The sequence below is a fragment of the Acidovorax sp. LjRoot194 genome (assembly GCF_964253015.1).
Classification (GTDB): Bacteria; Pseudomonadota; Gammaproteobacteria; order Burkholderiales; family Burkholderiaceae_C; genus Acidovorax.
On the sequence record NZ_CAXUQB020000001.1, the window covers coordinates 4,489,186 to 4,511,654 of the forward strand.

The 22,469-nt window shown below is 68.2% G+C and carries 21 protein-coding genes; 10 read left to right on the forward strand and 11 right to left on the reverse strand.

The annotated features are described in order from the left end of the window. Positions 1-7 precede the first annotated feature (7 nt). Positions 8-871 carry a fumarylacetoacetate hydrolase family protein gene (locus ACSQ3N_RS20410; RefSeq protein WP_436147291.1) on the forward strand — a complete coding sequence of 288 codons (864 nt, stop codon included), beginning with the start codon at positions 8-10 and terminating at the stop codon, positions 869-871. Positions 872-1,043: 172 nt separating this feature from the next. Here the strand turns inward: ACSQ3N_RS20410 and ACSQ3N_RS20415 are convergent, their stop codons facing one another. Beyond that, positions 1,044-1,598: an acyloxyacyl hydrolase gene (locus tag ACSQ3N_RS20415; protein ID WP_436147292.1), complete on the reverse strand. Its 555-nt coding sequence runs from the start codon at positions 1,596-1,598 to the stop codon at positions 1,044-1,046. A gap of 362 nt (positions 1,599-1,960) precedes the next feature. After that, positions 1,961-2,602, reverse strand: coding sequence for an NAD(P)-dependent oxidoreductase (locus ACSQ3N_RS20420; protein ID WP_436147293.1), 642 nt, complete (start codon positions 2,600-2,602; stop codon positions 1,961-1,963). 139 nt (positions 2,603-2,741) lie between these two features. On the opposite strand from ACSQ3N_RS20420, the gene ACSQ3N_RS20425 reads away from it, so the two are divergent. From ACSQ3N_RS20425 to ACSQ3N_RS20440, 4 genes are all read left to right on the forward strand, one after another. Next, entirely contained in the window at positions 2,742-3,644 is a 903-nt protein-coding gene (locus tag ACSQ3N_RS20425; RefSeq protein WP_436147294.1) for a LysR family transcriptional regulator, read from the forward strand. Between the two features lie 352 nt (positions 3,645-3,996). After that, entirely contained in the window at positions 3,997-4,956 is a 960-nt protein-coding gene (locus ACSQ3N_RS20430; RefSeq protein ID WP_056165232.1) for a chemotaxis protein, read from the forward strand. 324 nt (positions 4,957-5,280) lie between these two features. Continuing rightward, a complete protein-coding gene (locus ACSQ3N_RS20435; protein WP_235507301.1) occupies positions 5,281-5,862 on the forward strand; it encodes a hypothetical protein in 582 nt (193 codons plus the stop codon). Between the two features lie 252 nt (positions 5,863-6,114). Next, a complete protein-coding gene (locus ACSQ3N_RS20440; RefSeq protein ID WP_436147295.1) occupies positions 6,115-6,822 on the forward strand; it encodes a DUF4124 domain-containing protein in 708 nt (235 codons plus the stop codon). A gap of 51 nt (positions 6,823-6,873) precedes the next feature. Here ACSQ3N_RS20440 and ACSQ3N_RS20445 read toward each other — a convergent pair whose 3' ends face one another. Beyond that, positions 6,874-7,818 (reverse strand): SDR family oxidoreductase, encoded by a 945-nt coding sequence (locus ACSQ3N_RS20445; RefSeq protein ID WP_436147296.1) that lies wholly within the window; start codon positions 7,816-7,818, stop codon positions 6,874-6,876. Positions 7,819-7,897: 79 nt separating this feature from the next. Here ACSQ3N_RS20445 and ACSQ3N_RS20450 point away from each other — a divergent pair, with 79 nt between their 5' ends. The 4 genes from ACSQ3N_RS20450 (at position 7,898) to ACSQ3N_RS20465 (ending at position 12,954) form a co-directional block, all read left to right on the forward strand. Further along, positions 7,898-8,962, forward strand: a complete 1,065-nt coding sequence (locus ACSQ3N_RS20450; protein ID WP_436147990.1) for a CDP-6-deoxy-delta-3,4-glucoseen reductase — start codon at positions 7,898-7,900, stop codon at positions 8,960-8,962. Between the two features lie 11 nt (positions 8,963-8,973). Then, a complete protein-coding gene (locus ACSQ3N_RS20455) occupies positions 8,974-11,232 on the forward strand; it encodes a sensor histidine kinase (RefSeq protein WP_436147297.1) in 2,259 nt (752 codons plus the stop codon). Next, on the forward strand, positions 11,229-11,909 hold the full coding sequence (locus tag ACSQ3N_RS20460) for a response regulator transcription factor (protein WP_436147298.1): 681 nt from the start codon (positions 11,229-11,231) through the stop codon (positions 11,907-11,909). Before ACSQ3N_RS20455 ends, ACSQ3N_RS20460 begins: the two co-directional genes overlap by 4 nt. A 67-nt stretch (positions 11,910-11,976) precedes the next feature. After that, complete coding sequence (locus ACSQ3N_RS20465) at positions 11,977-12,954, forward strand: Bug family tripartite tricarboxylate transporter substrate binding protein (protein ID WP_436147299.1); 978 nt, start codon at positions 11,977-11,979, stop codon at positions 12,952-12,954. Positions 12,955-12,984: 30 nt separating this feature from the next. Here the strand turns inward: ACSQ3N_RS20465 and ACSQ3N_RS20470 are convergent, their stop codons facing one another. Both ACSQ3N_RS20470 and ACSQ3N_RS20475 read right to left on the reverse strand, forming a co-directional pair. Next, positions 12,985-13,836, reverse strand: coding sequence for an ABC transporter substrate-binding protein (locus tag ACSQ3N_RS20470; protein WP_436147300.1), 852 nt, complete (start codon positions 13,834-13,836; stop codon positions 12,985-12,987). Positions 13,837-14,117: 281 nt separating this feature from the next. After that, positions 14,118-15,119, reverse strand: a complete 1,002-nt coding sequence (locus ACSQ3N_RS20475) for a GlxA family transcriptional regulator (RefSeq protein ID WP_436147301.1) — start codon at positions 15,117-15,119, stop codon at positions 14,118-14,120. Positions 15,120-15,243: 124 nt separating this feature from the next. On the opposite strand from ACSQ3N_RS20475, the gene ACSQ3N_RS20480 reads away from it, so the two are divergent. Further along, the gene (locus ACSQ3N_RS20480; RefSeq protein WP_056412815.1) at positions 15,244-15,879 is read left to right on the forward strand and encodes a cysteine hydrolase family protein; all 636 of its coding nucleotides are present in this window, start codon (positions 15,244-15,246) and stop codon (positions 15,877-15,879) included. 92 nt (positions 15,880-15,971) lie between these two features. Here the strand turns inward: ACSQ3N_RS20480 and folK are convergent, their stop codons facing one another. From folK to xylA, 6 genes are all read right to left on the reverse strand, one after another. Then, positions 15,972-16,508, reverse strand: coding sequence for a 2-amino-4-hydroxy-6-hydroxymethyldihydropteridine diphosphokinase (gene folK / locus ACSQ3N_RS20485; protein WP_436147302.1), 537 nt, complete (start codon positions 16,506-16,508; stop codon positions 15,972-15,974). A gap of 76 nt (positions 16,509-16,584) precedes the next feature. Further along, on the reverse strand, positions 16,585-18,207 hold the full coding sequence (gene pcnB / locus ACSQ3N_RS20490) for a polynucleotide adenylyltransferase PcnB (protein WP_436147303.1): 1,623 nt from the start codon (positions 18,205-18,207) through the stop codon (positions 16,585-16,587). A gap of 44 nt (positions 18,208-18,251) precedes the next feature. Further along, the gene (locus tag ACSQ3N_RS20495) at positions 18,252-18,977 is read right to left on the reverse strand and encodes an HAD family hydrolase (protein ID WP_436147304.1); all 726 of its coding nucleotides are present in this window, start codon (positions 18,975-18,977) and stop codon (positions 18,252-18,254) included. Between the two features lie 33 nt (positions 18,978-19,010). Beyond that, complete coding sequence (hda, locus tag ACSQ3N_RS20500) at positions 19,011-19,709, reverse strand: DnaA regulatory inactivator Hda (protein WP_396503913.1); 699 nt, start codon at positions 19,707-19,709, stop codon at positions 19,011-19,013. A gap of 373 nt (positions 19,710-20,082) precedes the next feature. Beyond that, complete coding sequence (locus ACSQ3N_RS20505) at positions 20,083-21,087, reverse strand: Gfo/Idh/MocA family protein (protein ID WP_436147305.1); 1,005 nt, start codon at positions 21,085-21,087, stop codon at positions 20,083-20,085. Between the two features lie 24 nt (positions 21,088-21,111). After that, entirely contained in the window at positions 21,112-22,428 is a 1,317-nt protein-coding gene (gene xylA / locus ACSQ3N_RS20510) for a xylose isomerase (RefSeq protein WP_436147306.1), read from the reverse strand. Positions 22,429-22,469 lie beyond the last annotated feature (41 nt).

Consider the following 22,469-nt stretch of genomic DNA (forward strand, 5'->3'; position numbering starts at 1 on the left):
ACGAACCATGAAGCTGCTTCGCCATGGCCCCAAGGGCCAGGAAAAACCCGCCCTGCTGCACACCGACGGGACGGTGCGCGACCTGAGCGGCGTGCTGCCCGACATCAGCCCCGCCACCCTGGCGCCCGCTGGCCTGGCCGCGCTGGCCGCCATCGATCCCGCCACGTTGCCCGTCGTGCCCCAGGGCCGCCTGGGCGTGCCGTGGACGGGCATGCGCAAGTTCATCGCCATCGGCCTGAACTACGCCGACCACGCGGCCGAAGCCGGCATGGCCATCCCGAAGGAGCCCATCATCTTCACCAAGACGGTGGACTGCGCTGTGGGCTGCAACCACCCGGTGGTGCTGCCGCAGGGTTCGGTCAAATCCGACTGGGAGGTGGAGCTGGGCGTGGTGATCGGCACCCGCGCGCGCTACGTGAGCGAGGCGGATGCACTGCAGCACGTGGCCGGCTACTGCACCATCAACGACATCTCCGAGCGCGAATACCAGCTCGAGCGCGGCGGCACCTGGGACAAGGGCAAGGGCTGCGACACCTTCGGCCCCATCGGCCCCTGGCTGGTGAGCGCCGACGAAGTGGGCGATCCCCAGAATCTGTCGATGTGGCTGGACGTGAACGGCGAGCGCCAGCAGACCGGCAGCACCCGCACGATGATCTTCACGGTGGCGCAGCTGGTGAGCTACCTCAGCCGCTTCATGACGCTGGAGCCCGGCGACCTCATCACCACCGGCACCCCGCCCGGCGTGGGCATGGGCAAGAAGCCCCAGGCGCAGTTCCTCCAGCCCGGCGACGTGATGCGCCTGGGCATCGAGAAGCTGGGCGAGCAGGAGCAGACCGTGTTCGCGTGGGACCCGCAGCTGATCGACGGGTGACGGGTGACGGGTGATGGGTGATGGGCGCCCTGTGCGTCCCGGGCACCTCGCGCGCAGTGGGGGCAATACGGCGTTTAGTAACTAAAAATTGCCTCTTCCGCGCACTGGACAAGCGCCCACAGCTATCAAATAAGTAGCACTCAACGCGTTCATGCGCGCGCCCCGACTTCGTTCAAAAGGCGAAGCCGTAGCGCAACTGCACGAAATCCTCGCCCGGGTTGGGCTTGCGGATGCCACCGTTGGAGACATGGCGCACGATCAGCATCAGCTCGTGCTGCCTCTGCGCACCGAAGTTGAAACCAATGCCCTGGTGGTCGGTAAAGTTGAAGCGCGTGCTGAAGGTCTTGTGCCGTGTGGCGTAGCGCCCGTCGAGCACCGACAGGCCGATGCCCCCTTCCATGAACCACGCCGACCGCCCGCCGTCAAACCGCAACCGCAGCGTGGGCACCAGCGCCAGCTGGGTCCAATGCCGCCGCTCCGACGCCGCCGTACCAGCGGGCGCGCGCCAATGGGCCACGTGGGCATCCCAGTGGCCCGAGAGTTCGCCCCCCAGGAAGGAGCGGCGCCATTCCCAAGGCAATTGCACCCCCACCGATGCAAGCCCCACATCCCCGGCGGCGCGGGCGCCGTCGATGAAGATGCGGCGCTGCTCCGGCGGAGCATCCTGGGCGCTGGCGGTGGTCGATAGCACGCCGATTGCCGAGCCCAGGACGCACAAGAGGCTCATGCGGCTCAAGCGGCGCCAAGCGCGCAAGGCTGCAGGCAAGCGGTTGTATATGGGGGATTGCTGCGTATTCAGCGAAGAAAAAGTAGGCACAGAAACAAACTCCGGAAGCGCTGGGTTGCCGGCGGCCTGCGCAAGCCAAACCGCTCGGCACCGACCGCGAGCGGACGCAGCAACGTCCAGTCACGCGGGCGGGCAGCTTCCCGAGTTTTCTTGCAATTTTTTACCGCCTTCAACATATCGTGCCGCTACCGTGAGCACGCTCCCTGTAGGACAAGGCGCTTTTTCCGCCCGACGGGGGGCCGGGACTGAACGGCTGCGCCCCATGAGGCGCGCCACGTGATGTCAATTCGCCTCGATGCGTATCAATGCGCCACCGTGAACCGCTGCTGCACGTGCCGCGGCGTTTCCAGCTCGTCGGCAATCGCCACGGCCAGGTCGGTCACGCTGATGCCGCCGGGCGCCTCGCCATTCATCAGGGGCGCCTCGGTGCCCAGGCGGTACTTGCCGGTGCGCTCGCCCGGGGCCAGCAGGATGGGGGGCGACAGGAAGGTCCAGTCCAGCGTGTTCTCGGTGCGGATCCAGTTCAGGGCCTCGCGTGCAGCCAGGGCGCCCTGCTTCCATTCGGCAGGGAAGTCCGGCGTGTCCACCAGTTGCACGCCGGGCGCCACGAACAGGCTGCCGGCGCCGCCCACCACGAGCAGGCGCCGCACGCCCGCCTGCTTGGTACCGTCGATGATGGCGCGGGTGCCCTTGAGGAACTGGTCGTGGATGTCAGGCACCGTCCAGCCGGGGTTGTAGGCACTGACCACGGCGTCGTGGCCGGCAGCGGCTTGGGCGATCTGTGCGGCATCCTGGGCGTCGGCGACGACCACCGTCAGCCGTTCACGGGCGGTCAGCTTGCCGGGGTTGCGGGCCAGCACGGTCACGCGGTGGCCGCGCTGCAGCAGTTCGTCGAGCACGGCCGAGCCGACAAAGCCGGTGGCACCAATCAGGGCGATGTTCATGGAGGGTTCCTCAGGTCAGAGAGTTGGGATGCAGTGAGAATAGGGGCTTGTCAAAGCGTGCGGTAGAGGGCTTCAAATGCCTTGTGCTTGAAGCTGTACTTCACAATCAACCGCTTTTTCACCCCTACGCCTTCTTTCCATGGACGACCTCAAACGCATGGCCGTGTTCGCCGCGGTGGTGCAGCACGGCTCGATGAGCGGTGCCGCGCGCGCGCTGGGCATGAGCACTTCTGCCGTGAGCCAGCAGGTGCGCAAGCTGGAGAGCGACGGCGGCGTGACGCTGCTGCACCGCTCCACGCGCAAGCTGGCGCTCACCGAGGCGGGCCAGCGCTACCACTCCCGCTGCGCCGCCATGTGGGCGGCCGCCGAGCAGGCGCGGGCGGAGCTGGCGGCCTCACGTGATGCCCCCAGCGGCGAACTGCGCCTGTCGGCCACGGTGGGGTTTGCGCGGCACATCGCCCCGGCGCTCGGTGACCTGCTGGCCGCCCACCCGGCCCTGCGCCTGCGGCTGCTGGTGGACGACGCCACCATCGACCTCATCAATGCCCGCATCGACCTGGCGGTGCGCTACGGTCGCCTGGCCGACTCCACCTGGGCCGCACGGCGGCTGGGCAGCATGCAGTGGCGGCTGTGCGCATCGCCCGCCTGGGTGGCCGCGCACGGCTGGCCCGAACACCCCGATGCGCTGCTGTCGCACAGCTGGCTGGGCTTTGCGCGCGAGAACGGCGGGCTGCTCGTCGACCTGCGCAGCCCTGCCGGCGAGCCGCGCGCACTGCGGGTGGAGCCACGCATCGCCAGCAACAACCAGCTGTCGATCCAGCAGATGTGCGAGGCGGGGCTGGGTCTGGCGCTGGTGGGCAGCATGGATTCACACGAGGCGCTGCAGGCCGGGCGGCTGGTGCAACTGCTGCCAGACTGGTCGTTCGGCACCATGGACATCTGGGCGGTGACGCCCCAGCGCGACGCCCAGCCGGCCAAAGTGCGCCAGGCCATCGCGGCGCTGCAGGACTACCTGCGGCAGGTGCCGGGGGTGGCGGACTGAGACGCTGAGGCACCGCGGGGCTGCCTGACGTGCTGCGGCAACGGGGGAACGGGGCAACGGGGCAACATGGCTGAAAAGTTCTGGTGCCCTGCTAGGGCAATACGGTACAAAGCCAGAGGCCTCGCGGGGCCGCATGGCTGCGCGCCGCCACTGCACAAGGACGCCCGGGCCTGTCGGACCAGCGGCCTTGCACCGGGTAGGGATATCAGCCCCGGGCTGTGTCGGCGCCGCGACGGCGCGATGCTGCAGCGCACTATTCGGGTATTGCCTGAAGATTTAGCGCACTGCGCACAGCGTTCTGCTCCTAAAATTTGTAAAAGCGCGTATCTTTTTTCTGCGCAAAGGATCCATCATGAAAGCAGTGCAGCAGGACATCGACGAGCGGACTAACCTCACCAGCACCAACAAGTTCGAGCTGCTGCTGTTTCGCCTGGGTGTGGACGCCGCCCTGGGCAAATCCGAGCTCTTCGGCATCAACGTGTTCAAGATCCGCGAGATCGTGGCCATGCCCAGCATCACCCCGATCGCGGGGACCACGCCCCACTCGCTGGGCGTAGTCAACCTGCGCGGCCAAGTGATCCCGGTGCTGGACATGCCCTCCATCGTGGGTTGCAAGCCCCAGACGGGCCTGAACATCATGCTGGTGACCGAGTACGCCCGCACCACCCAGGCGTTTGCGGTCGAATCCGTGGAAGACATCGTGCGCCTGGACTGGAAGCAGGTGCTCTCGGCCGAAACCAGCGGCGCCAAGGGCAAGCTGGTGACCAGCATCGCCCGCCTGGACGGCAACACCGACGAATCGCGCCTGGCCCAGGTGCTGGACGTGGAAGCCATCCTGCAGATGGTGTCGCCATCGGACGGCCATGAGGTCACCGAAGAGAAGGTGGGCGCCAAGCTCAAGCTCAAGCCCGGCACGATGATCCTGGCGGCCGATGATTCCTTCGTGGCCCGCTCGCTCATCGAGCAGGAACTCAAGGCGCTCAAGGCGCCGTACGAGATGGTCAAGTCCGGCAAGGAGGCCTGGGACCGTCTCAACGCCATCGCCAAGAGCGCCGAGGCCGAGGGCAAGACCGTGCTCGACCGCGTCGCCATGGTGTTGACCGACCTGGAAATGCCCGAGATGGATGGCTTTACCCTGACCCGTAACATCAAGCAGGATGCGCGCTTTCACGGCCTGCCGGTGGTGATCCACTCGTCGCTGTCGGGCTCTGCCAATGAAGACCACGTGCGCAGCGTGGGCGCCGATGGCTATGTGGCCAAGTTCGTGGCCGAAGACCTGGCGGAAACCATTCGCCGCGTGCTGCCCAAATGACGCGACTGCCGCGGTGAGGCCTTCAGGGCTGAACTGCGGACCGAGATTTTGAAAGTTTTAGACGGCTACCGCTTGCTGGACAAGCGGTAGCCGCTATCATTTTTGAGTCTTCGCGCAGCTATGCCACAGCTCCGGATACACGCCGTAGGGGAAAACGTCCTACTCGCGGCATCGACGTCCGGTCAACCAACCCCCCGCCCCGAACGCTAAAGTGGGACACGCGTGAAAACGCAGCCCACGCATTTGTAACACTCCGCCGGGGTGCTTTTCGGGGGCTTTACGAGCAGGTCGGAACGCCCACGCCCTGCCGGGGGTCTGAACAGTATGAAAAACACATTCGCCCGCATCATTTCCCTCGCGGTATTGGGCGCCGCAGCGACCGGTTGTGCCACTGTGCCGGGCGATCCGTACTACGAGCCCGCATACCAGCAGCAGCCTGGCTATATCTACAACTCGCAGCCGGTGTACTCCAGCCCGCCGGTGTATTCGAGCCCACCCGTCTATTCGAGCCCTCCGGTGTACCCCGGCTACTCGGCCCCTGGCGCAACAATCTACTACGGCAGCCGTGACCGCGACGACCGCTGGGAACGCGACCGTGATCGCAATAACAACAACTGGCGCGATCGTGAACGTGAACGAGAGCGCATCGAGCGCGACCGTGCCGAACGTGACCGCGCCGCCCGCGATCGTGACCGCGACCGCCGTGACCAGCAGGCGCGCGATGCAGACCGCCGCCAGCGAGACCGTGACCAGGCAATCCGCGAGCAGGCCGATCGAGACCGTCGCGCTGCCGAAGATCGCCGTAACCGTGAGTCCCGCCCCGGTCGCATGGCACCCGACAGCTACACGCCAGCCCCGGGTGACTGGCGTGCACGCCAGGGCATCAACAACCCTGACAAGCCTTGATCCCCAGCGGCGGGCTGTGACGACCACGAAGACCGGCAACCGCCTGCTGCGGTGTGCCGGTCTTGTGGTGCAGCCCGCACGGCCAAGGGATTCTGGCGCCGTCCGTTAAAGCAGATTCGTGAAGAGAATTCAGGCGCCGCTTATCCACCGAGAGCCGCCGCCAGCCACCGCGTGCACACAACACAGCTTCTGCCAAGGTAGCATTGGAGCGAAAATCCGGGCAATCCTCCTCGACTCTTTCAGGTCACTGCCATGACGATCCGCCTGCATCACCTTCTGCTGTGCCTGTGCGCGGTTACCCTCGGGACTGCAGCACAGGCCCAGGTGCTGCGCTGTACCGATGCCCGCACCGGCAAGGTGACCTACACCGACGGCGAGTGCGCCGGTGGCACGGCCGCCCGAGAGGTCGAAGCACGCAAGTCCCCGCAAGAGCTTCAACAAGAGCGAGAACTGGCAGCCGAAGCGCTGGAGCGCAAGCAGCAGCGCCTGCAATCCGAAGCCACCGCGGCAGAGCTGGACGCCCGCCGCGCCGCGGAGCGCGACCGCGCGAAGGCAGCGCAGGCAGCCGCAGCCGCCCCCCAACCGCAAGACTACGCACGGTCGGCCGAATGCGCCCGCTCCCGGCGCAACCTGGACATGGTGGCGTCGGGCTTGTCACGCTCCAACTACGAGCAGGACGTGCGCCTGGAGGCTGCCCAGCGGCAGGTGGACTTGGATTGCCTGGGTCCGCAGGGTTATGCCGAGGTCGAAAAGGCCCGGGCCAACCAGCCCCGCGTGGTGGTCGTGCCCCAGCGCTATCCCCCTGTGTACCAAGCCCCTCAGCCCCCGCCGCGCCTCACGCAGTGCGGCGACTTCCGGTGCACGGACAACCAGGGCAACACTTATCCCCGTGTGGGCCCGGGGCGCTTCCCCGGCCAGGGCGGCGTGTGCCGATCCAACGGCGGCCAGGCGCCTTGCTGACTTGGGCGACGTGGAGCTGCCTCCCCGTCGTCGCCCCTGCATTCAAAGCACTTACGCGCGCAGGCCCTGTTCCACCGTGGGATAGCGCAACACCAGGCCCAGCTCTTTCAGCATGCGCCGGTTGTCCAGCCGGCGCGATTCGCTCATGAAGCTCAGCAGCATCACCGACAACTGCTCCTGCGCCGCGCTGCGCGGCACGCGGGCCGGCCGTGGCAGGCCGTACAGGTCGGCCGCCAGGTCGAAGTAGTCGCCCATCTTGAGCTCTGTCTGGTCGCTCACGTTGTAAATGCGCTGAGGCCGGGCGCGCCACAGCGCGGCCAGGCAGGCACGCGCCAGGTCGTCCGCGTGGATGTGGTTGGTGAACACATCGTCTTCAGGCACCAGCACGGGTGTGCCGCGGCGCAGACGGGCTTCGGGCGTGCCTCCTTCGCGGTTGGGGGCGTAGATGCCGGGAATGCGCAACACGCTGGCGCGCACACCCGCACGGCCCAGGTGGCGCACCGCCCGCTCGGCGTTCACACGGCGTTGTGCACGCGGCGTGCCGGGGGCCACGGCACGGGTCTCGGGCACCAGGGCGCCGCCGCAGTCGCCGTACACACCGGTGGTGGATGCGTACACCAACGACACCGGCAGGCTGCGCAAGCGCAGCGCCCGGGCCAGTGCCACCGTGCGCGGATCACGCCACCAACCCTGGCCGCCAGCGCCTTCACCGGGTGGCGGTGCCAGGTGCAATACCCGCGTGGCAATGCCCGACAGGCGCTTGAGTGTGGCCGCGTCGTCCAGGTTGCCGCGCAGCGGGCGGATGCCTTGGGCGCGCAAGGCGGCAGTGCGCTCGGGGCTCGACGTGAGTGCCAGCACCTGCATGCGCCCTGCTCCCGGGCCGGTGTGCAGCTGGCGCGCCACGCGTTGACCCACGTCACCACAGCCCACGATCAGCAGGCGCTCGCGGCGAAAACGCGCCGGCAGGGCGCCAAGGGGGTTTTGGTTTGAAGGCAAAATCGGTCCGTTTACTCAGCCGGGTGAATGCGAAGAACACCGGTTCTTGAAGAAGTACGTTCCCAAGGATACCCACAAGATGACCAGCGCCGAGACCGCGAGCCCGAGAGCCTTCCAGATCACCGTACAGCCCAGCGGCCGCGCTTTCACCGCCAACGCCGGCGAAGCCATCCTGGCCGGCGCCATCCGCAGCGGCGTCGGCCTGCCCTATGGCTGCAAGGACGGCGCGTGCGGCTCGTGCAAATGCAAGAAGATCAGCGGTGCCGTCCACCATGGCGAGCACCAGTCCAAGGCGCTCACGGCCGACGAAGAGGCCGCTGGCCTGGTGCTGACCTGCTGCGCCGAGCCGCTGACCGACGTGGTGCTGGAGTCGCGCCAGGTCACCGACGAGAGCGCCTACCCCATCAAGAAGATGCCGGTGCGCGTGTCCACCCTCACCAAGGCATCTCACGACGTGATGCAGGTGCGCCTGCAGCTGCCCGCGGCCGACACCTTCCGCTACCACGCGGGCCAGTACATCGAATTCATCCTGCGCGACGGCGCGCGCCGTGCGTACTCGATGGCCAACGCGCCGCACACGCAGGCCGAGGCGCCCGGCGTGGAGCTGCACATCCGCCACATGGCGGGCGGCAAGTTCACCGACCACGTGTTCGGCGCGATGAAGGAAAAGGAAATCCTGCGGGTCGAAGGCCCGTTCGGCAGCTTCTTCCTGCGCGAGGACTCCGACCGCCCCATCGTGCTGCTGGCCTCGGGCACGGGCTTTGCGCCCATCAAGGCGCTCATCGAGCACATGCAGTTCAAGGCCATCACCCGCCCCACGGTGCTCTACTGGGGCGGGCGCCGGCCGGGCGATTTGTACATGCACGACTGGGTGTTGGCCCGCGCGGCCGAGATGCCGCACCTGACCTATGTGCCCGTGGTGTCGGACGCGCAGCCCGAAGACGGCTGGACGGGCCGCACGGGCTTTGTGCACCAAGCCGTGCTCGATGATTTTGCCGACCTCTCGGGCCACCAGGTGTATGCCTGCGGCGCGCCCATCGTCGTCGAGTCTGCTCGCGACACCTATAGCGCCCAGCGCGGCCTGCCTCCCGAAGAGTTCTACGCCGACGCCTTCACCTCCGAAGCCGACAAGCACGGCGGCTGAGGAGCGCGGGCATGGAGATGCCGCAAGGCCTGCCCAACTCGCAGCAGGCGTCCGCGCACGCGTTACCGCCTGCGCCTGCGTCAGCGTCCGCCAGCCCCTCCATCGAGCCGGCAGCCGGGCGCAAGGCCCTGCGCGCCAGCGGCCCCATGGCGGCCGTGCTGGGAATGGCGGTGCTGCTGGTGCTGGGTGCGGGCGAATGGGCCACGCGCAACGAGCTCGATACACAGTGGGACAACCTGCGCCGCTCGGCCGAGGTGCAGGCGTTGGCGTTGCGGGGCGTGGCCACGCGTTACAGCTATCTGCCCTTTACCGCGGCGCAGCAGCCGCTGGTGGCGCAGTTGCTGCGCAATCCCACCTCGCCGCAGGTGCGCGAGGCTGCCAACGCCTACCTGCAGACCGTCAACACCCGCGCGGGCTCCGACACGCTGTACGTGATGGATGCCCAGGGTATGACCCTGGCGTCGAGCAACTGGGACACCCCGAGCAGTTTCGTCGACCAGAACTACGGCAACCGCCCGTATTTTCGCGACGCGCTCCATGGCCTGACGGGCCGCTTCTACGGCGTGGGCAAGACCACCGGCGAGCCCGGTCTGTTCGCATCCGCGCCCGTGCAGCAGGCCGACGGCAAGGTGATCGGCGTGGTGGCCGTGAAGGTGCGCATGCAGCCCATCGTGGACACCTGGTCGCAGCTGCGGGACCCGGTGTTCGTGGCCGACGAGCGCGGCATCGTGTTCCTAGGGTCGGTGGCGCCCTGGCTCTATAAGACCACTCGGCCGTTGCCGCACGACGCGGTGCGGCAGGTGCAGCACGACGAGCAGTACGGCGCGCAATGGTCGCCGGAGCCGGTGCCCTGGAAGCTGGAGCTGCCTGCCGACCAGCCCGGCGGGCAACTGCGCGTGCCGGACACCGGCAAGGAATACCTGGCGTACGAGGAGCCCCTGCCCGACCTCGGCTGGTCGCTGACCATCACGGCCGACAGCAAGGTGGTGGCCGTGGCCCGCCAGCAGGCGTGGGCGCTGGCCACCCTGGCGTCGGGCCTGCTGGTGCTGGGTGCGCTCTACTGGCAGCTGCGCGAGCGGCGCCTGACCGAGAACCGCCAGGCCCGCATCGAGCTGGAGCAGCGTGTGCATGAACGCACCCACGAACTGCAGCAGGCGCAGGCGTTTCGCCAGTCGATGGAAGATTCACTGCTGGTGGGCATGCGGGCGCGCGACCTCGAAGGCCGCATCGTCTATGTCAACGCTGCCATGTGCGACATGGTGGGCTACAGCGCGGACGAACTCATCGGCTGCCTGCCGCCCTACCCCTACTGGCACCCCGACGACCTGGCGCGGCACTGGAAGGACAGCGACACCGCCTTGGCCGGCAAGGCCACGCCCCACGGCCACGAGAACCGGCTGCGGCACCGCAACGGATCGGACGTGTACACCATGTTCTACACGGCGCGGCTCATCGACGGCGATGGCGAGCACATCGGCTGGATGAGTTCGGTGGTGGACATCACCGCCCAAAAGCGGGCCGAAGAGCACCAGCAGCAGCGCGAGGCCCAGTTGCAGCGCGTGCAGCGCGTGATCACCGTGGGCGAGATGGCGTCGACCCTGGCACACGAGCTGAACCAGCCGCTGGCGGCCCTGGTCAACTACGCAGCCGCCGCCAAGTCGCTGGCAGCGCAGGGCAAGGCCGACCTGCTGAACGACACCCTGGCCGCCCTGTCGGCCCAGGCGCTGCGTGCCGCCGACATCGTGGGGCGCATTCGCCGCTGGGTGCGCCAGCACCCCGAGTCGCGCGAGCCTTGCGACCTCAATGCCGCGGTAGACCAGTCCCTGGCCCTGCTGCTGCGCGCTGAAGCCCGCCGGCACGGCGTGGCGGTGCGCCTGGACCTGGCACGCGAGCCCGTGCGCGTGAGCGCCGACCGCGTGCTGCTGGAACAGGTCGTGCTGAACCTGGGCCTGAACGCACTGCAGGCCATGCAGTCGCAGGCCGCCCCCACCGCGCGGCACGAGCTGCTGCTGCACACCACCACCGAGGCGGGCCGGGCGTCCCTGCAGGTGCTGGACCGCGGGCCGGGCCTGGCCCCCGAGATCGCCGACCGCCTGTTCGAGCCTTTCTTCACCACCCGCTCCGACGGCCTGGGGCTGGGGCTGAACATCTGCCGCTCCATCGTCGAAAGCATGGGGGGCGAGCTGCTGGCCCGCAACCGCGAGGGCGGTGGCGCGGTCTTCGAGATCCGGCTGCCGTCCCACACCCCGCCACCCGCACTCTCGCCATGACTGACCACCACCCCACCACCCCTTTGGCCTGCGCAACACCTGCGGTTCATGTCTACATCGTCGACGACGACGAAGGCGTGCGCCACTCCCTGGCCGCACTGCTTCTGGCCGGCGGCCATGTGGCAGAGCATTTCGAAGGCGGGGCAGAGTTTCTGGCCCATGCCGACCTGTCCCGGCCTGGCTGCGTGCTGCTGGACCTGCGCATGGACGGCATGAGCGGGCTGCAGGTGTTCGAGGCCATGCGCCAGCGGGGCACGGTACTCAAGACGGTGTTCCTGTCCGCCCACGGCGAACTCGCTTCGGCCGTGACCGCCGTCAAGCAGGGCGCGGTGGACTGGCTGGAAAAGCCGTGCGACGAAGCCACGCTGCTCGCCGCCGTGCACCGCGCCGCGACCCTGTCCAAGGAAGTGGCCGCCCACACGCAGCGGCGCACCCAGCTGCTGGAGCGCTGGAATGCCTTGAGCCCCCGCCAGCAAGAGGTGGCGCGCCTGCTGGCCACCGGCATCAGCAGCAAGGAGGCCGCCCGCGCCATGGCCCAGCGCGACCCGGAACGCCCCATCGACCCGCGCACCGTGGACACGCACCGCTCGGCCATCTTTCTCAAGCTGGACATCCGCTCGTCGCACGAACTGGGCATGCTGGTCGAGGACCTGGGGCTCTCCAGGACTCCGTCCTGACCCCAAAGAATGCCCCACCCGAAGGTTTTCGTAAGCCTTCTTACGATTTTTTTGCACAATGGCACCCATGAACCGCAGAAACATACTCATCGCCAGCGCCGCCATCACCGCGGCTTTCTCCTCCCACGTCGCGCTTGCGCAGGACTCGGGCCAGCCCATCCGGCTGATCGTGCCCTACGCAGCGGGCGGCCCCATCGACGTGACGGCCCGTGCGCTGGCCGAGCGCGTGCGCGACTCGCTGGGCACCGTGATCATCGACAACAAGGGCGGCGCGGGCGGCAACATCGGTGCCGACGCCATCGCCAAAGCCGCGCCGGACGGCCTGACCATCGGCATCGCGGCCACCGCCACGCATGCGGTCAACCCCTGGCTGTACACCAAGATGCCGTACGACGCGGCCAAGGATTTTGCGGGCATCACGCAGATGGTGCGCGTGCCCAACGTGCTGGTCATCAACGCAGCCAAGGCCGAGCAGCTCAAGATCCACACCGTGGCCGACCTGATCGCCTACGCCAAGGCCAACCCCGCCAAGCTCAACTACGGCAGCGGCGGCAACGGCAGCGCCGGCCACCTGGCAGGCGAGATGTTCAAGCAGCGCGCCGGCATCTTCGCGCTGCACATCCCCTACCGCGGTGCCAACCCCGCACAGCTGGCCCTGCTGGGCGGCGAGGTGGACTTCAACATCGACAACCTGGCCGCCGCCGCGCCTAACATCCGCGCAGGCAAGCTCAAGGCCCTGGCCGTGACCTCGCTGGACGCCTCGCCCTCGCTGCCCGGCGTGCCCGCCCTGTCCGCCACCTTCAAGGGCTTTTCCATCGACACCTGGTGGGGCCTGGTGGCGCCTGCAGCCACGCCCAAGCCCATCATCGACAAGCTGAACAAGGCTTTCGTGGCGGCGCTCAACGCGCCTGAAACCAAGACCCGCTTCGCCGCTCTGCTGGCCGAGCCGGTGTCCACCACACCAGCACAGTTCGACAGCTTTATGGCCGCCGAGCGCGCCAAGTACCAGCAGGTGGTGAAGGCGTCTGGCGCGAAGGTGGATTGACCGCCCAAAGCGCGCTGCGCTGGGGCTGTCTCACGAAATGAAGCGGCCGTCTCGGGTGAGCATCGAAATGTCGGTGAACGATGTCCCGAGGCGCTTGCCGCCCCGGTAGTCCAGCTTGTAGTCGCCATAGGCCAGCGGTGCCTCCTGCAAGGCATCAGCCACCGCGGCCGCAGTGGCCGCCCCTTTCGTTCGGCCCAGTGCGTCGGCAAAGGCGCGGCCCAGCAAAAAGCCCTGGTAGGTCATGTAGTTCTTGGGCACCGCCGACGCGGCGATGGCGGTTTCGTAGTCGCGCGCCAGCGGGCTGAGCGTGGAAAACGGGTTCGGCACCACCTGCGACACGATGAGCCCGGAAGCACTGCTGCGCACCGAATCCACCAGCCCGGGCGTCGCACCCTGCGACAACAGGTAGATCGAGCCGGGAAACACATGGGCCTGGTGCAATCGATCGAGCAGGACTTTCACCCCCGCACCGGCATACACCATCACCAGAAATGCCGCCTTCGAATCCAGGAAGGCTTTGAGCACCACGTCTGCATTGGAGCCATCGGGCGCAGCAGCGATTGCGCCTTTGAACTCGATCTTGTTGTCCTGCGCTGACAGGCGCGCACTGTCGACCCAGGAGGCGCCTGCGGGCACGTCGGTGTGCACCACGAACACGCTCTTGTGCGAGATGGTGGCGCCATGCCGCACCATGTTCCTGACCTCATCGCCGTAGCTGGCGCACGAGAAGAATGTGAACTCCTGCTTGATTTTGCGCACGCTGTCGTCTCCGGTCAGCGCAAAGAGCGGCACCCGCTTTTCCTCGCAGTACGGCATCACGGCCTTGGCCACGCCCGTGCCGGCCACGCCGATGATCGCGGCCACCTTTTCCTTCTCCACCACGAGCCACGGCGGATGGAGACAACCGCAGACTTCAACCGTCGTTGCAGCGTCACCCCAACCTGCCCTTCGCCGCTAGCGACCCGCGGCTGACGGCCAACGCCACGGCATACGCCGCAGACGCACTGCAGTTCCACCAACGTGCAAAGGGCCTCCGCCGGGTGGTCCGCAAAGCGGTGCATGCCTTCTACCCTATGCAATTCAACAAAAAAACAGCCACTACCGCTTGTCTATAAAGCGCCAGCAGCTATAAATTTAGTAGCAAAAACAATGGCTGCATCGAACTATTCAGTGCGCCGAAACTGCCGCCGGTAGGCCGACGGCGCAATGCCCAGGCTGGCAGAAAAATGCTGCCGCAGCGAAACCGCCGAGCCGAAGCCGGCAGCGAGTGCCACCGCTTCGATGGACTGGTCGCCACCCTCCAGCAGGCGCTGGGCGAGCGCGATGCGCTGGTTCTGCAGCCACTGGCCCACGGTGGTGCCGGTGGACTGCCGAAAGCGCCGCGTAAAAGTGCGCGGGCTCATCACGGCGCGCTCGGCCAGGGCCTCCAGGGTGTGGGTTTGGTGCAGATGCTCACCCACCCACTGCAGCAGCGGCGCCAGCCGGTCGCCACGCACCGACGGGGCCACCGGCTGCTGGATGTACTGCGCCTGCCCGCCCTGGCGGTGCGGGGCGACCACCATGCGGCGCGCGGCGCGGTTGGCCACCTCGGCGCCGTGCTGCTGGCGCAGCAGGTGCAGGCAGCAGTCGATGCCCGCAGCCGTGCCGGCCGAGGTGAGCACCAGGCCATCCTCCACGTACAGCACCTCCGGTCGCGGCAGCACGCGGGGGTAGCGCCGCGCAAACTCCTGCGCCAGCGCCCAGTGCGTGGTGGCGGCACGGCCGTCGAGCAGCCCCGCCTCGGCCAGCACAAAGGCGCCCAGGCACAGCCCCACGATGCGCGCGCCGCGGCGGTGTGCCGCCTGCAGCGCCGCCAGCAAAGCAGGTGGCGCCGGCGCCAGGTCATCGCGCCAGGACGGCACCACGATGATCTGCGCGCGCCGCAGTGCCACCAGGCCATGGTCCACGTGGATACCAAAACCCGCTGAGGTGCGCAGCGGCCCGCGCTCCACGCCACACACCACCAGCCGGTAGCGGTGCGCGCCCTCGGCCGTGCGGTCCTCCCCAAACACCAGGCAGGGCACCGACAGGTGAAACGGGCTGATGCCGTCGAAGGCCACCACGGTCACGGTGTCCGGGGCGGGCGACGAAGCGGGCAGCGGGGAAGACGCGGCAGAGGCAGGCATGATGGCCCGATTCTATCGATGCATGTCAATCCAGCCACTTTTGGTGGACAGCCCAAGCGCGAACAATCACCTCATTCCCGAACGGCAATTCCAGACTTTTCTTCATCCACCCAGGACCGTGACCATGACCTCTGCCACCACCGCCCCCCGCCGCGCCTTGATCGTCATCGACGTGCAAAACGAGTATTTCGCGGGCGGCAACCTGCCCATCGAATACCCGCCCGTTGCCGACACCCTGCCCAACATCGCCCGCGCCATGGACGCCGCCCACGCCGCCGGCGTGCCGGTGGTGGTGGTGCAGCACACGGCGCCGACCGGTGCGCCCGTGTTCGACAAGGCCACCGACCGTTGGCAACTGCACCCCGAAGTGGCCCGCCGCCACGCCGACCACCGTATCGAAAAGAGCATGGCCAGCGCCTTCACGAACACCGGCCTGGCCGAGTGGCTGGCCGAGCGCGGCATCGACACCCTCACAGTGGTGGGCTACATGACGCACAACTGCGACGCCAGCACGATCTACGAGGCCTCGCACCGCGGGCTGTCGGTGGAGTTCCTGGCCGATGCGACGGGCGCCCTGCCCTACGCCAATGCCGCGGGCCGCGCGAGCGCTGAAGAGATCCACCGGGTGTTCAGCGTGGTGTTCCACAGCAACTTTGCCGCAGCCGTGTCCACGGCCGACTGGATGGCCGCGGTGCAGGCGGGCACGGCGCTGGCCAAGGACAACGTGTTTGCGTCCAACCAACGCGCGCGGCAGGGTTGAACCCCTGAGTCGCCGGCGGCGCCCGCCCCAGGGCGACACCACCTGCGGCTTGCCGGGTCTCGGCAGAGCCGATCAGCGCGACCAGTGGGCGGCTACAGCCCTTCGCACCACGCGGCCGACAGCCGCTCGATGCGCTGATCCTGCACCGCCGCCAGCCACTCAGGGTGGACTTGGCGGGGCGCGATCTCGGCCAGGGGCAGAAGCACGAACGCGCGTTCCTGCAAGCGCGGGTGCGGCACGGTCAGCGTGGGCGTGTCGATCGCCTGTTCGCCAAAAAACAGGATGTCCAGGTCCAGCGTGCGGGGTGCGTTGCGGTAGGGGCGCTCGCGGCCGGCGGCCGCCTCGATGGCCTGCAGCGCGCTCAGCAAGGCCTGGGGGGCCAGGGCAGTGCGCACGGCGACCACCGCGTTGTGATAGTCCGGGCCCGTGGCGTCCACCGGCGCGCTGCGGTACAGCGACGATGCGCGCAGCACCTGCGTGCCTGGCAAGGCATGGATGGCACGGGCGGCTGCGCGCAGGGCGGCGGCGGCATCGCCCAGGTTGGCGCCCAGGCCGATATAGGCCGTGGAAGCGGATTGGTCGTCAGGCCGCAGCACAGGCGCTGCGCCGCTCTGCGGTGCCGGGGTCATCGGGGTCTGCGCCGTGGGTTGTCTTGTGGCTGCCGCACCCACCGCATCGCGGCTGCAGGGCGCGGGGCCATGCCGATCAGGCGTCCTGCTCGGGGCCGGGGACCGAGCTGCTGGCACTGCCGTCGCCCACGGGCTTGCGGCGACGGCGGCGGCGCTTCTTGGGGGCGGCTGCGCCGTCGGCCGTGAACTCGGCGGCGCCGTCACCGGCATCGGCTGCGTCGGCATCGCCGCCCTCGCGGGGGGCCGCGGCGGGTGCAGGGGCGGGTGCAGGTGCCGGGCGCGGCACGCGCTTGACCACCGCCTGCTGGGCCTTCTGGCGGGTCTTTTGCTCTTCCTTGGCCTGGTCCATCAGGTCTTCGCGGCGCTCGTCGTCGGCGCCCTGGAAGTCCTGCCACCACTCCGCCAGGGCCTCCTCCACCTCGCCCACATCGGCGCGCAGGCGCAAGAAGTCGAAGCCCGCGCGAAAGCGCGGCTGGATCACCATGCCGAACGGCGTGCTGCCCACGCGCTTTTCAAAGCGGGGCTGCATGACCCAGATCTCGCGCATGTCTGCGGCCAGCTTGCCGCGGCCCGACACATCGCCGATGCGCTTGTCGAACACATCGTCGATGGCGTCCTGCAGCGCAGGCAGCGGGTGCTGGCGCTGGGCCAGGCGCTCCGTCCAGCTCTTGCGCACGTCTTCCCACAGCACGCAGGCCAGCAAGAAGCTCGGGGCCACGGGCTTGCCCTCGTTCACACGGCGGTCGGTGTCCAGCAGCGCGGCCTTCACGAACGGGGTGTCGGCGCGCTCCACCGCCACGTCCAGCAACGGGTAGATGCCCTTGGCCATGCCCAGCTTGCGCAGTTGCTCCACGCTCGCGATCGAGTGGCCCGTCTGCAGCAGCTTGAGCATCTCGTCGAACATGCGGCTTTGCGGCACGTCGGCCAGCAGGGTCTGCGACTCCACCAGGGGTGCGGCGGTCTTGGCCTCGATGGTGAAACCCAGCCCGCTGAGCTTGGCCGCAAAGCGCACCGCGCGGATGATGCGCACCGGGTCTTCGCGGTAGCGCGTGGCCGGGTCGCCGATCATGCGCAGCGTCTTCTTCTTCGCGTCCTGGATGCCCTTGTGGTAGTCCACCACGATCTGGCTGACCGGGTCGTAGTACATGGCGTTCACCGTGAAGTCGCGGCGCGTGGCGTCTTCGTCCTGCGGGCCCCAGACGTTGTCGCGCAGTACGCGGCCCGATGCGTCCACGGCATGCTGCATGCCCGCCAGGGCCGCCCTGGAGGTCTTCTCGTTGCCGCTGACCTGCTGCCCTGCGGCGCTGTTGTCCAGGTAGGCGCGGAAGGTGGAGACTTCGATCACCTCATGCTCGCGGCCCCGGCCGTGCACCACGTGCACGATGCGAAACCGCTTGCCGATGATGAACGCGCGCCGAAAGAGGCCCTTGACCTGCTCGGGCGTGGCGTTGGTGGCCACGTCGAAGTCCTTGGGGCGCAGGCCCAGCAGCAGGTCGCGCACGGCGCCGCCCACGATATACGCCTCGTAGCCGGCCTGCTTGAGCGTGGCCACGACCTCGGCAGCCCGGCGGTCCACCAGCTCGGGGTCGATGCCGTGCACCGTGGCGGGCACCTCTTCGCGCTTGCCGAAATGGGGCTTTCCGCCCGAGGTGCCGGGGGTCGATTTGCCCAGCAGTTTGTCAATGAACTTCTTGATCATGGGTCAGCGAGTGAAGCAAAAGGTCTGGCGCAGGCGCGCGGGTGTCAGGAAGCAGCGTCCTGGCTGGCTTCAGTCTGGGGGAACAGGTCCAGTATGCGCCAGCCGCGCTCCTGGGCCAGCGCGCGCAGGCGCGGGTCGGGGTTGGTGGCCACGGGGCGGTTCACCTTCTCCAGCAGGGGCACGTCGTTCATGGAGTCGCTGTAGAACGTGCTGTCCACGTCCGCCCAGCCGAGCTGGCGCGCGGCCAGCCACTCTTCCATGCGGCGCACCTTGCCTTCGCGCATGGTGGGCACGCCGTCGATCTCGCCGGTGTACCAGCCACTGAGCGGGTCGCGCGCCAATTGCACGGCCAGCAGCGCATCGTCGGCGACGCCGAGCGCATGGGCGATGGGGCGGGTCACGAACTCGTTGGTGGCGGTGACGATCAGCACCGTGTCGCCTGCGGCCTGGTGCTGGCGGATCAAATCGCGCGCCTGGGGCTGGATGGCCGGGCCGATCACCTCGCGCATGAACTGCGCATGCGCGGCCGCCGAAGCCTCGGGCCCGCGCAGGCGCACGGCCTCGGTCGCAAAGCGCACGTAGTCATGCACGTCGAGCGTGCCGGCCTGGTAGTGCGCATAGAACTCGCCGTTGCGCCGCGCGAACTCCACCGGGTCGTTCCAGCCGATGCGGATGGTGAACTCGCCCCACTCGTAGTCGGAGTCGAGCGGGAGCAGCGTGTGGTCGAGGTCGAACAGCGCAAGCCGCAGGGGGCGGGTGTCAGAGGTCATTCAGGTTCACAAAAGGCAAGGAAGGACGCGTCATCATTCCGATTCGAGCATCGTTTTGAGCAAGGGGATGGTGATCGCCCGCTGGGTGCGCAGCGCAAACGCATCGAGCTGGTCGAGCAGCAGCATCAGGCTGCCCAGGTCGCGCGAGAAGCGGTTGAGCATGTAGTCCATCACGTCGTCGCCCAGGAACACGCCGCGGGCGTCGGCCTCCTGGCGCAGCACCGAGCGGCGCTCGGACTCGCCCAGCAGCTGCAGCTGGAACACATGGCCCCAGCCCAGGCGGCTACGCAGGTCGTCGCGCAGGGGCAGGTCGGCCGGGGGCAGGTTGCCGGCGGCCAGCACCCAGCGCTGGCTGCCGCTGGCCGGGCTGATGGCGTTGACGAACCAGTTGAACGCCGTGGCCTGCTGGGCGGTGTCGTACAGATGCACGTCGTCCATGACGATGGCGGCCCAGTCTTCGTTGAAGTCCGGCGGCTCGGCCACCGACGGGTCGAGCCAGCCGACGCTGGCGCCCTGCTCCCGGAGGGACTGGCGCACCGCCTTGAGCAGGTGGGTCTTGCCGCTGCCGGGCTCGCCCCACAGGTAGGTGGGCACGGGCGACCGAGTGGCCAGGCTGCTGCCGTCCCCGGCAGCCAGGCGCAGGTGCTGCAGCGCGGCCTCGTTGGGGCCGGCAAAGAAACGGGCCAGGGTGGGCCCTGTGGCCAGGCCGATGTCCAGCGCCAGCTGCTTCATCATGCGCGGCACCCCCGCGGCCGGGCCAGGCCAGCGGTGGCGGGTGCAGGAGCGGCGGACAGGAGTGGGATCGGCAGCGGCATCACAGGTGAATTGGAAGGTGCCTGACCATAGAGCAGCTGAGCAACTACGGCGGGCACCGCGGACAAGAGGCTGGGGCGCGGGGTCGCCCCGGGCCGGCCTCGCAAGGACGGATGGCGACAGTGAGCGGGATTTTAGACTGCCGCCAACCGGCTTCGGGCGGCCGCCAGCGTTCCGGGCCCGGACGGCGGCGCCGGAGGGCTTGTGCGCCCTGCCCGGGGCAGCCTGTCAATGATGCCAAACCCCCGGCTGGTGGGCCCGGGCGCCCTCTACTCGCGGGTTCGCGCCGTCCTCAGGCAAGCGCTTCCCACCGCCCGCTGCGCTCGGACTGCCACAGCGCGTCGATCACCCGTGCCTGGGCCACCGCGTCGTCGATGCCCTGGGCCTGCGGGGCCTCACCGTCCCGCACGCGGCGGGAGAAGGCCTCCACCTGCAGCTGGTACTGGTCGCAGGCCGGCAGGGTTTCGGTGGTGATGCTGCTGCCGTCCAGCAGGCCGCCCTCGTCCAGCGCCAGGCGCATTTCGCCACCGCGCACTGCGTTGAAGGGGATGAAGAGCTCGATGCGGCCGCGCGTGCCCACCACCTGCACCCGCTGGTAGCGCACGCTCTGCGTCGACACGGTGAAGCTGGCCTGCCTGCCCGCGCCGAAATCCAGCAGCGCGCTGGTCAGCCGGTCGGTCCCCAGCGCCGGGTCGCGGTCCACCAGGGCGACGGCGCGCTGCGGCTCTGCCTCGAACAGGTAGCGCCCGGCCAGCACCGCGTAGCAGCCGATGTCGTACAGCGCCCCGCCGCCGATGCCCGGCTGGTTGCGGATGTTGTGCGGGTCGTCGTTGAAGTACGAGAAGAACACCTGCACCGCCTGCGGCGTGCCGATGCGGCCGGCCCGCACCAGCTCGCGCGCGCGGTGCCACTGCGGGTGGTGGCGCACCATGAAGGCCTCTTCGATGTGCACCTGGCCTGCAGCGGCGCGCAGGGTGCCAGCCTCGGCCGCGCTCAGCGCCACGGGCTTCTCGCACAGCACATGCTTGCCGGCGGCCGCGGCCTGCAGGGTCAGCGGCACATGCAGGTGGTTGGGCAGCGGGTTGTAGATGGCCTCGATGGCCGGGTCGGCCAGCAGCTCTTCATAGCTGCCATACGCCTGGGCGATGCCCAGTTGCTGCGCCGCCTGCCGGGCCGCTGGCAGCGTGCGCGAGGCGATGCCGCGCAACTCCACCAGCGGGCTCGCCAGCAAGGCCGGTATCACGTGCTGCATGCCGATCCTGGCCGTGCTCAGCACGCCCCACACCACAGGTTTCATAACCAAGCTTCCGGTTCGTTGTTGTCAAAGATAGCTGTTGAGCAGATTCTCCAGCAGCTCCTGCCGGCCCGACACCGGCCGCGTGTCCTGGTTGCGCTCCAGGGCGCGGTCGGCCACCTCGGCCAGCCCCAGCCGGCCGGCCAGCAGGTCCTGGCCGAAGGCCGCGTTCCAGCCAGCATAGCGGGCATCGACGTGGCGGGCCAGGCGGCCGTCGATGATCATTTTCTCGGCAATCAGCAGCGCGCGGGCCGCAACGTCCATGCCGCCGATGTGGCCGTGGAACATGTCCTCGGCATCCAGCGACTGTCGCCGCACCTTGGCGTCAAAGTTGAGGCCCCCGGTGGTGAAGCCGCCGGCCTGCAGGATCAGGTACAGGGCCAGCGCGGTCTCGGGGATGTTGTTGGGGAACTGGTCCGTGTCCCAGCCGCACTGCATGTCGCCGCGGTTCATGTCGATGGAGCCGAAGATGCCCAGGTCGATGGCCGTGGCGATCTCGTGTTCGAAGCTGTGCCCCGACAGCGTGGCGTGGTTGGCCTCGATGTTGACCTTGATCTCCTTGTCCAGGCCGTAGCGGGCCAGAAACCCGTAGACCGTGGCGGTGTCGAAGTCGTACTGGTGCTTGGAGGGCTCGCGCGGCTTGGGCTCGATCAGGATGGTGCCGGTGAAGCCGATCTTGTGCTTGTACTCCACGACCATGTTCAAGAAGCGCCCCATCTGGTCCAGCTCGTGGCCCACGCGGGTGTTGAGCAGGGTTTCGTACCCCTCGCGGCCGCCCCACAGCACGTAGTTCTCTCCGCCGAGCTTGAGCGTCGCGTCCATCGCCTCCTTCACCTGCAACGCGGCCAGCGCAAAGATTTCGGGGTCGGGGTTGGTCGATGCGCCCGACATGAAGCGCCGGTGGCTGAACAGGTTGGCCGTGCCCCACAGCAGCTTCATGCCGGTCTGGGCCTGCTTGGCCTGCAGCACGTCCACCATCTCGTGCAGGTACTTCACGCTCTCGCGGGGCGTGCTGCCCTCGGGCGCCACGTCGCGGTCGTGAAAGCAGTAGTACGGCGCGCCCAGCCGGGCAAAGAAGTCGAACGCCGCATCGGCCTTCAGCCGCGCCGCAGCCATGGGGTCAGCCACCTGCTGCCACGGGCGCTCGAAAGTGCCGTCGTACCCAAAGGGGTCGAACCCGTTCCAGCAGAAGCTGTGCCAGTAGCACACGGCAAAACGCAGGTGGTCTTCCATGCGCTTGCCCAGCACCAGACGGTCTTTGTCGTACCACTTGAAGGCCAGCGGGTTGGTGGAATCGGGGCCTTCGTAGGCGATGGGGGAAATGTCGGAGAAGTAGGTGCTCATGGTTTTCTCGGCTAAGGACGGAACATGGCTCGGGACAGGGC

Coding starts and splice junctions, on each gene's coding strand:
- ACSQ3N_RS20410 (WP_436147291.1), top strand. CDS start 8: ATGAAGCTGCTTCGCCATGGCCCCAAGGGCCAGGAAAAACCCGCCCTG.
- ACSQ3N_RS20415 (WP_436147292.1), bottom strand. CDS start 1,598: ATGAGCCTCTTGTGCGTCCTGGGCTCGGCAATCGGCGTGCTATCGACC.
- ACSQ3N_RS20420 (WP_436147293.1), bottom strand. CDS start 2,602: ATGAACATCGCCCTGATTGGTGCCACCGGCTTTGTCGGCTCGGCCGTG.
- ACSQ3N_RS20425 (WP_436147294.1), top strand. CDS start 2,742: ATGGACGACCTCAAACGCATGGCCGTGTTCGCCGCGGTGGTGCAGCAC.
- ACSQ3N_RS20430 (WP_056165232.1), top strand. CDS start 3,997: ATGAAAGCAGTGCAGCAGGACATCGACGAGCGGACTAACCTCACCAGC.
- ACSQ3N_RS20435 (WP_235507301.1), top strand. CDS start 5,281: ATGAAAAACACATTCGCCCGCATCATTTCCCTCGCGGTATTGGGCGCC.
- ACSQ3N_RS20440 (WP_436147295.1), top strand. CDS start 6,115: ATGACGATCCGCCTGCATCACCTTCTGCTGTGCCTGTGCGCGGTTACC.
- ACSQ3N_RS20450 (WP_436147990.1), top strand. CDS start 7,898: ATGACCAGCGCCGAGACCGCGAGCCCGAGAGCCTTCCAGATCACCGTA.
- ACSQ3N_RS20455 (WP_436147297.1), top strand. CDS start 8,974: ATGGAGATGCCGCAAGGCCTGCCCAACTCGCAGCAGGCGTCCGCGCAC.
- ACSQ3N_RS20460 (WP_436147298.1), top strand. CDS start 11,229: ATGACTGACCACCACCCCACCACCCCTTTGGCCTGCGCAACACCTGCG.
- ACSQ3N_RS20465 (WP_436147299.1), top strand. CDS start 11,977: ATGAACCGCAGAAACATACTCATCGCCAGCGCCGCCATCACCGCGGCT.
- ACSQ3N_RS20475 (WP_436147301.1), bottom strand. CDS start 15,119: ATGCCTGCCTCTGCCGCGTCTTCCCCGCTGCCCGCTTCGTCGCCCGCC.
- ACSQ3N_RS20480 (WP_056412815.1), top strand. CDS start 15,244: ATGACCTCTGCCACCACCGCCCCCCGCCGCGCCTTGATCGTCATCGAC.
- folK (WP_436147302.1), bottom strand. CDS start 16,508: ATGACCCCGGCACCGCAGAGCGGCGCAGCGCCTGTGCTGCGGCCTGAC.
- pcnB (WP_436147303.1), bottom strand. CDS start 18,207: ATGATCAAGAAGTTCATTGACAAACTGCTGGGCAAATCGACCCCCGGC.
- ACSQ3N_RS20495 (WP_436147304.1), bottom strand. CDS start 18,977: ATGACCTCTGACACCCGCCCCCTGCGGCTTGCGCTGTTCGACCTCGAC.
- hda (WP_396503913.1), bottom strand. CDS start 19,709: ATGAAGCAGCTGGCGCTGGACATCGGCCTGGCCACAGGGCCCACCCTG.
- ACSQ3N_RS20505 (WP_436147305.1), bottom strand. CDS start 21,087: ATGAAACCTGTGGTGTGGGGCGTGCTGAGCACGGCCAGGATCGGCATG.
- xylA (WP_436147306.1), bottom strand. CDS start 22,428: ATGAGCACCTACTTCTCCGACATTTCCCCCATCGCCTACGAAGGCCCC.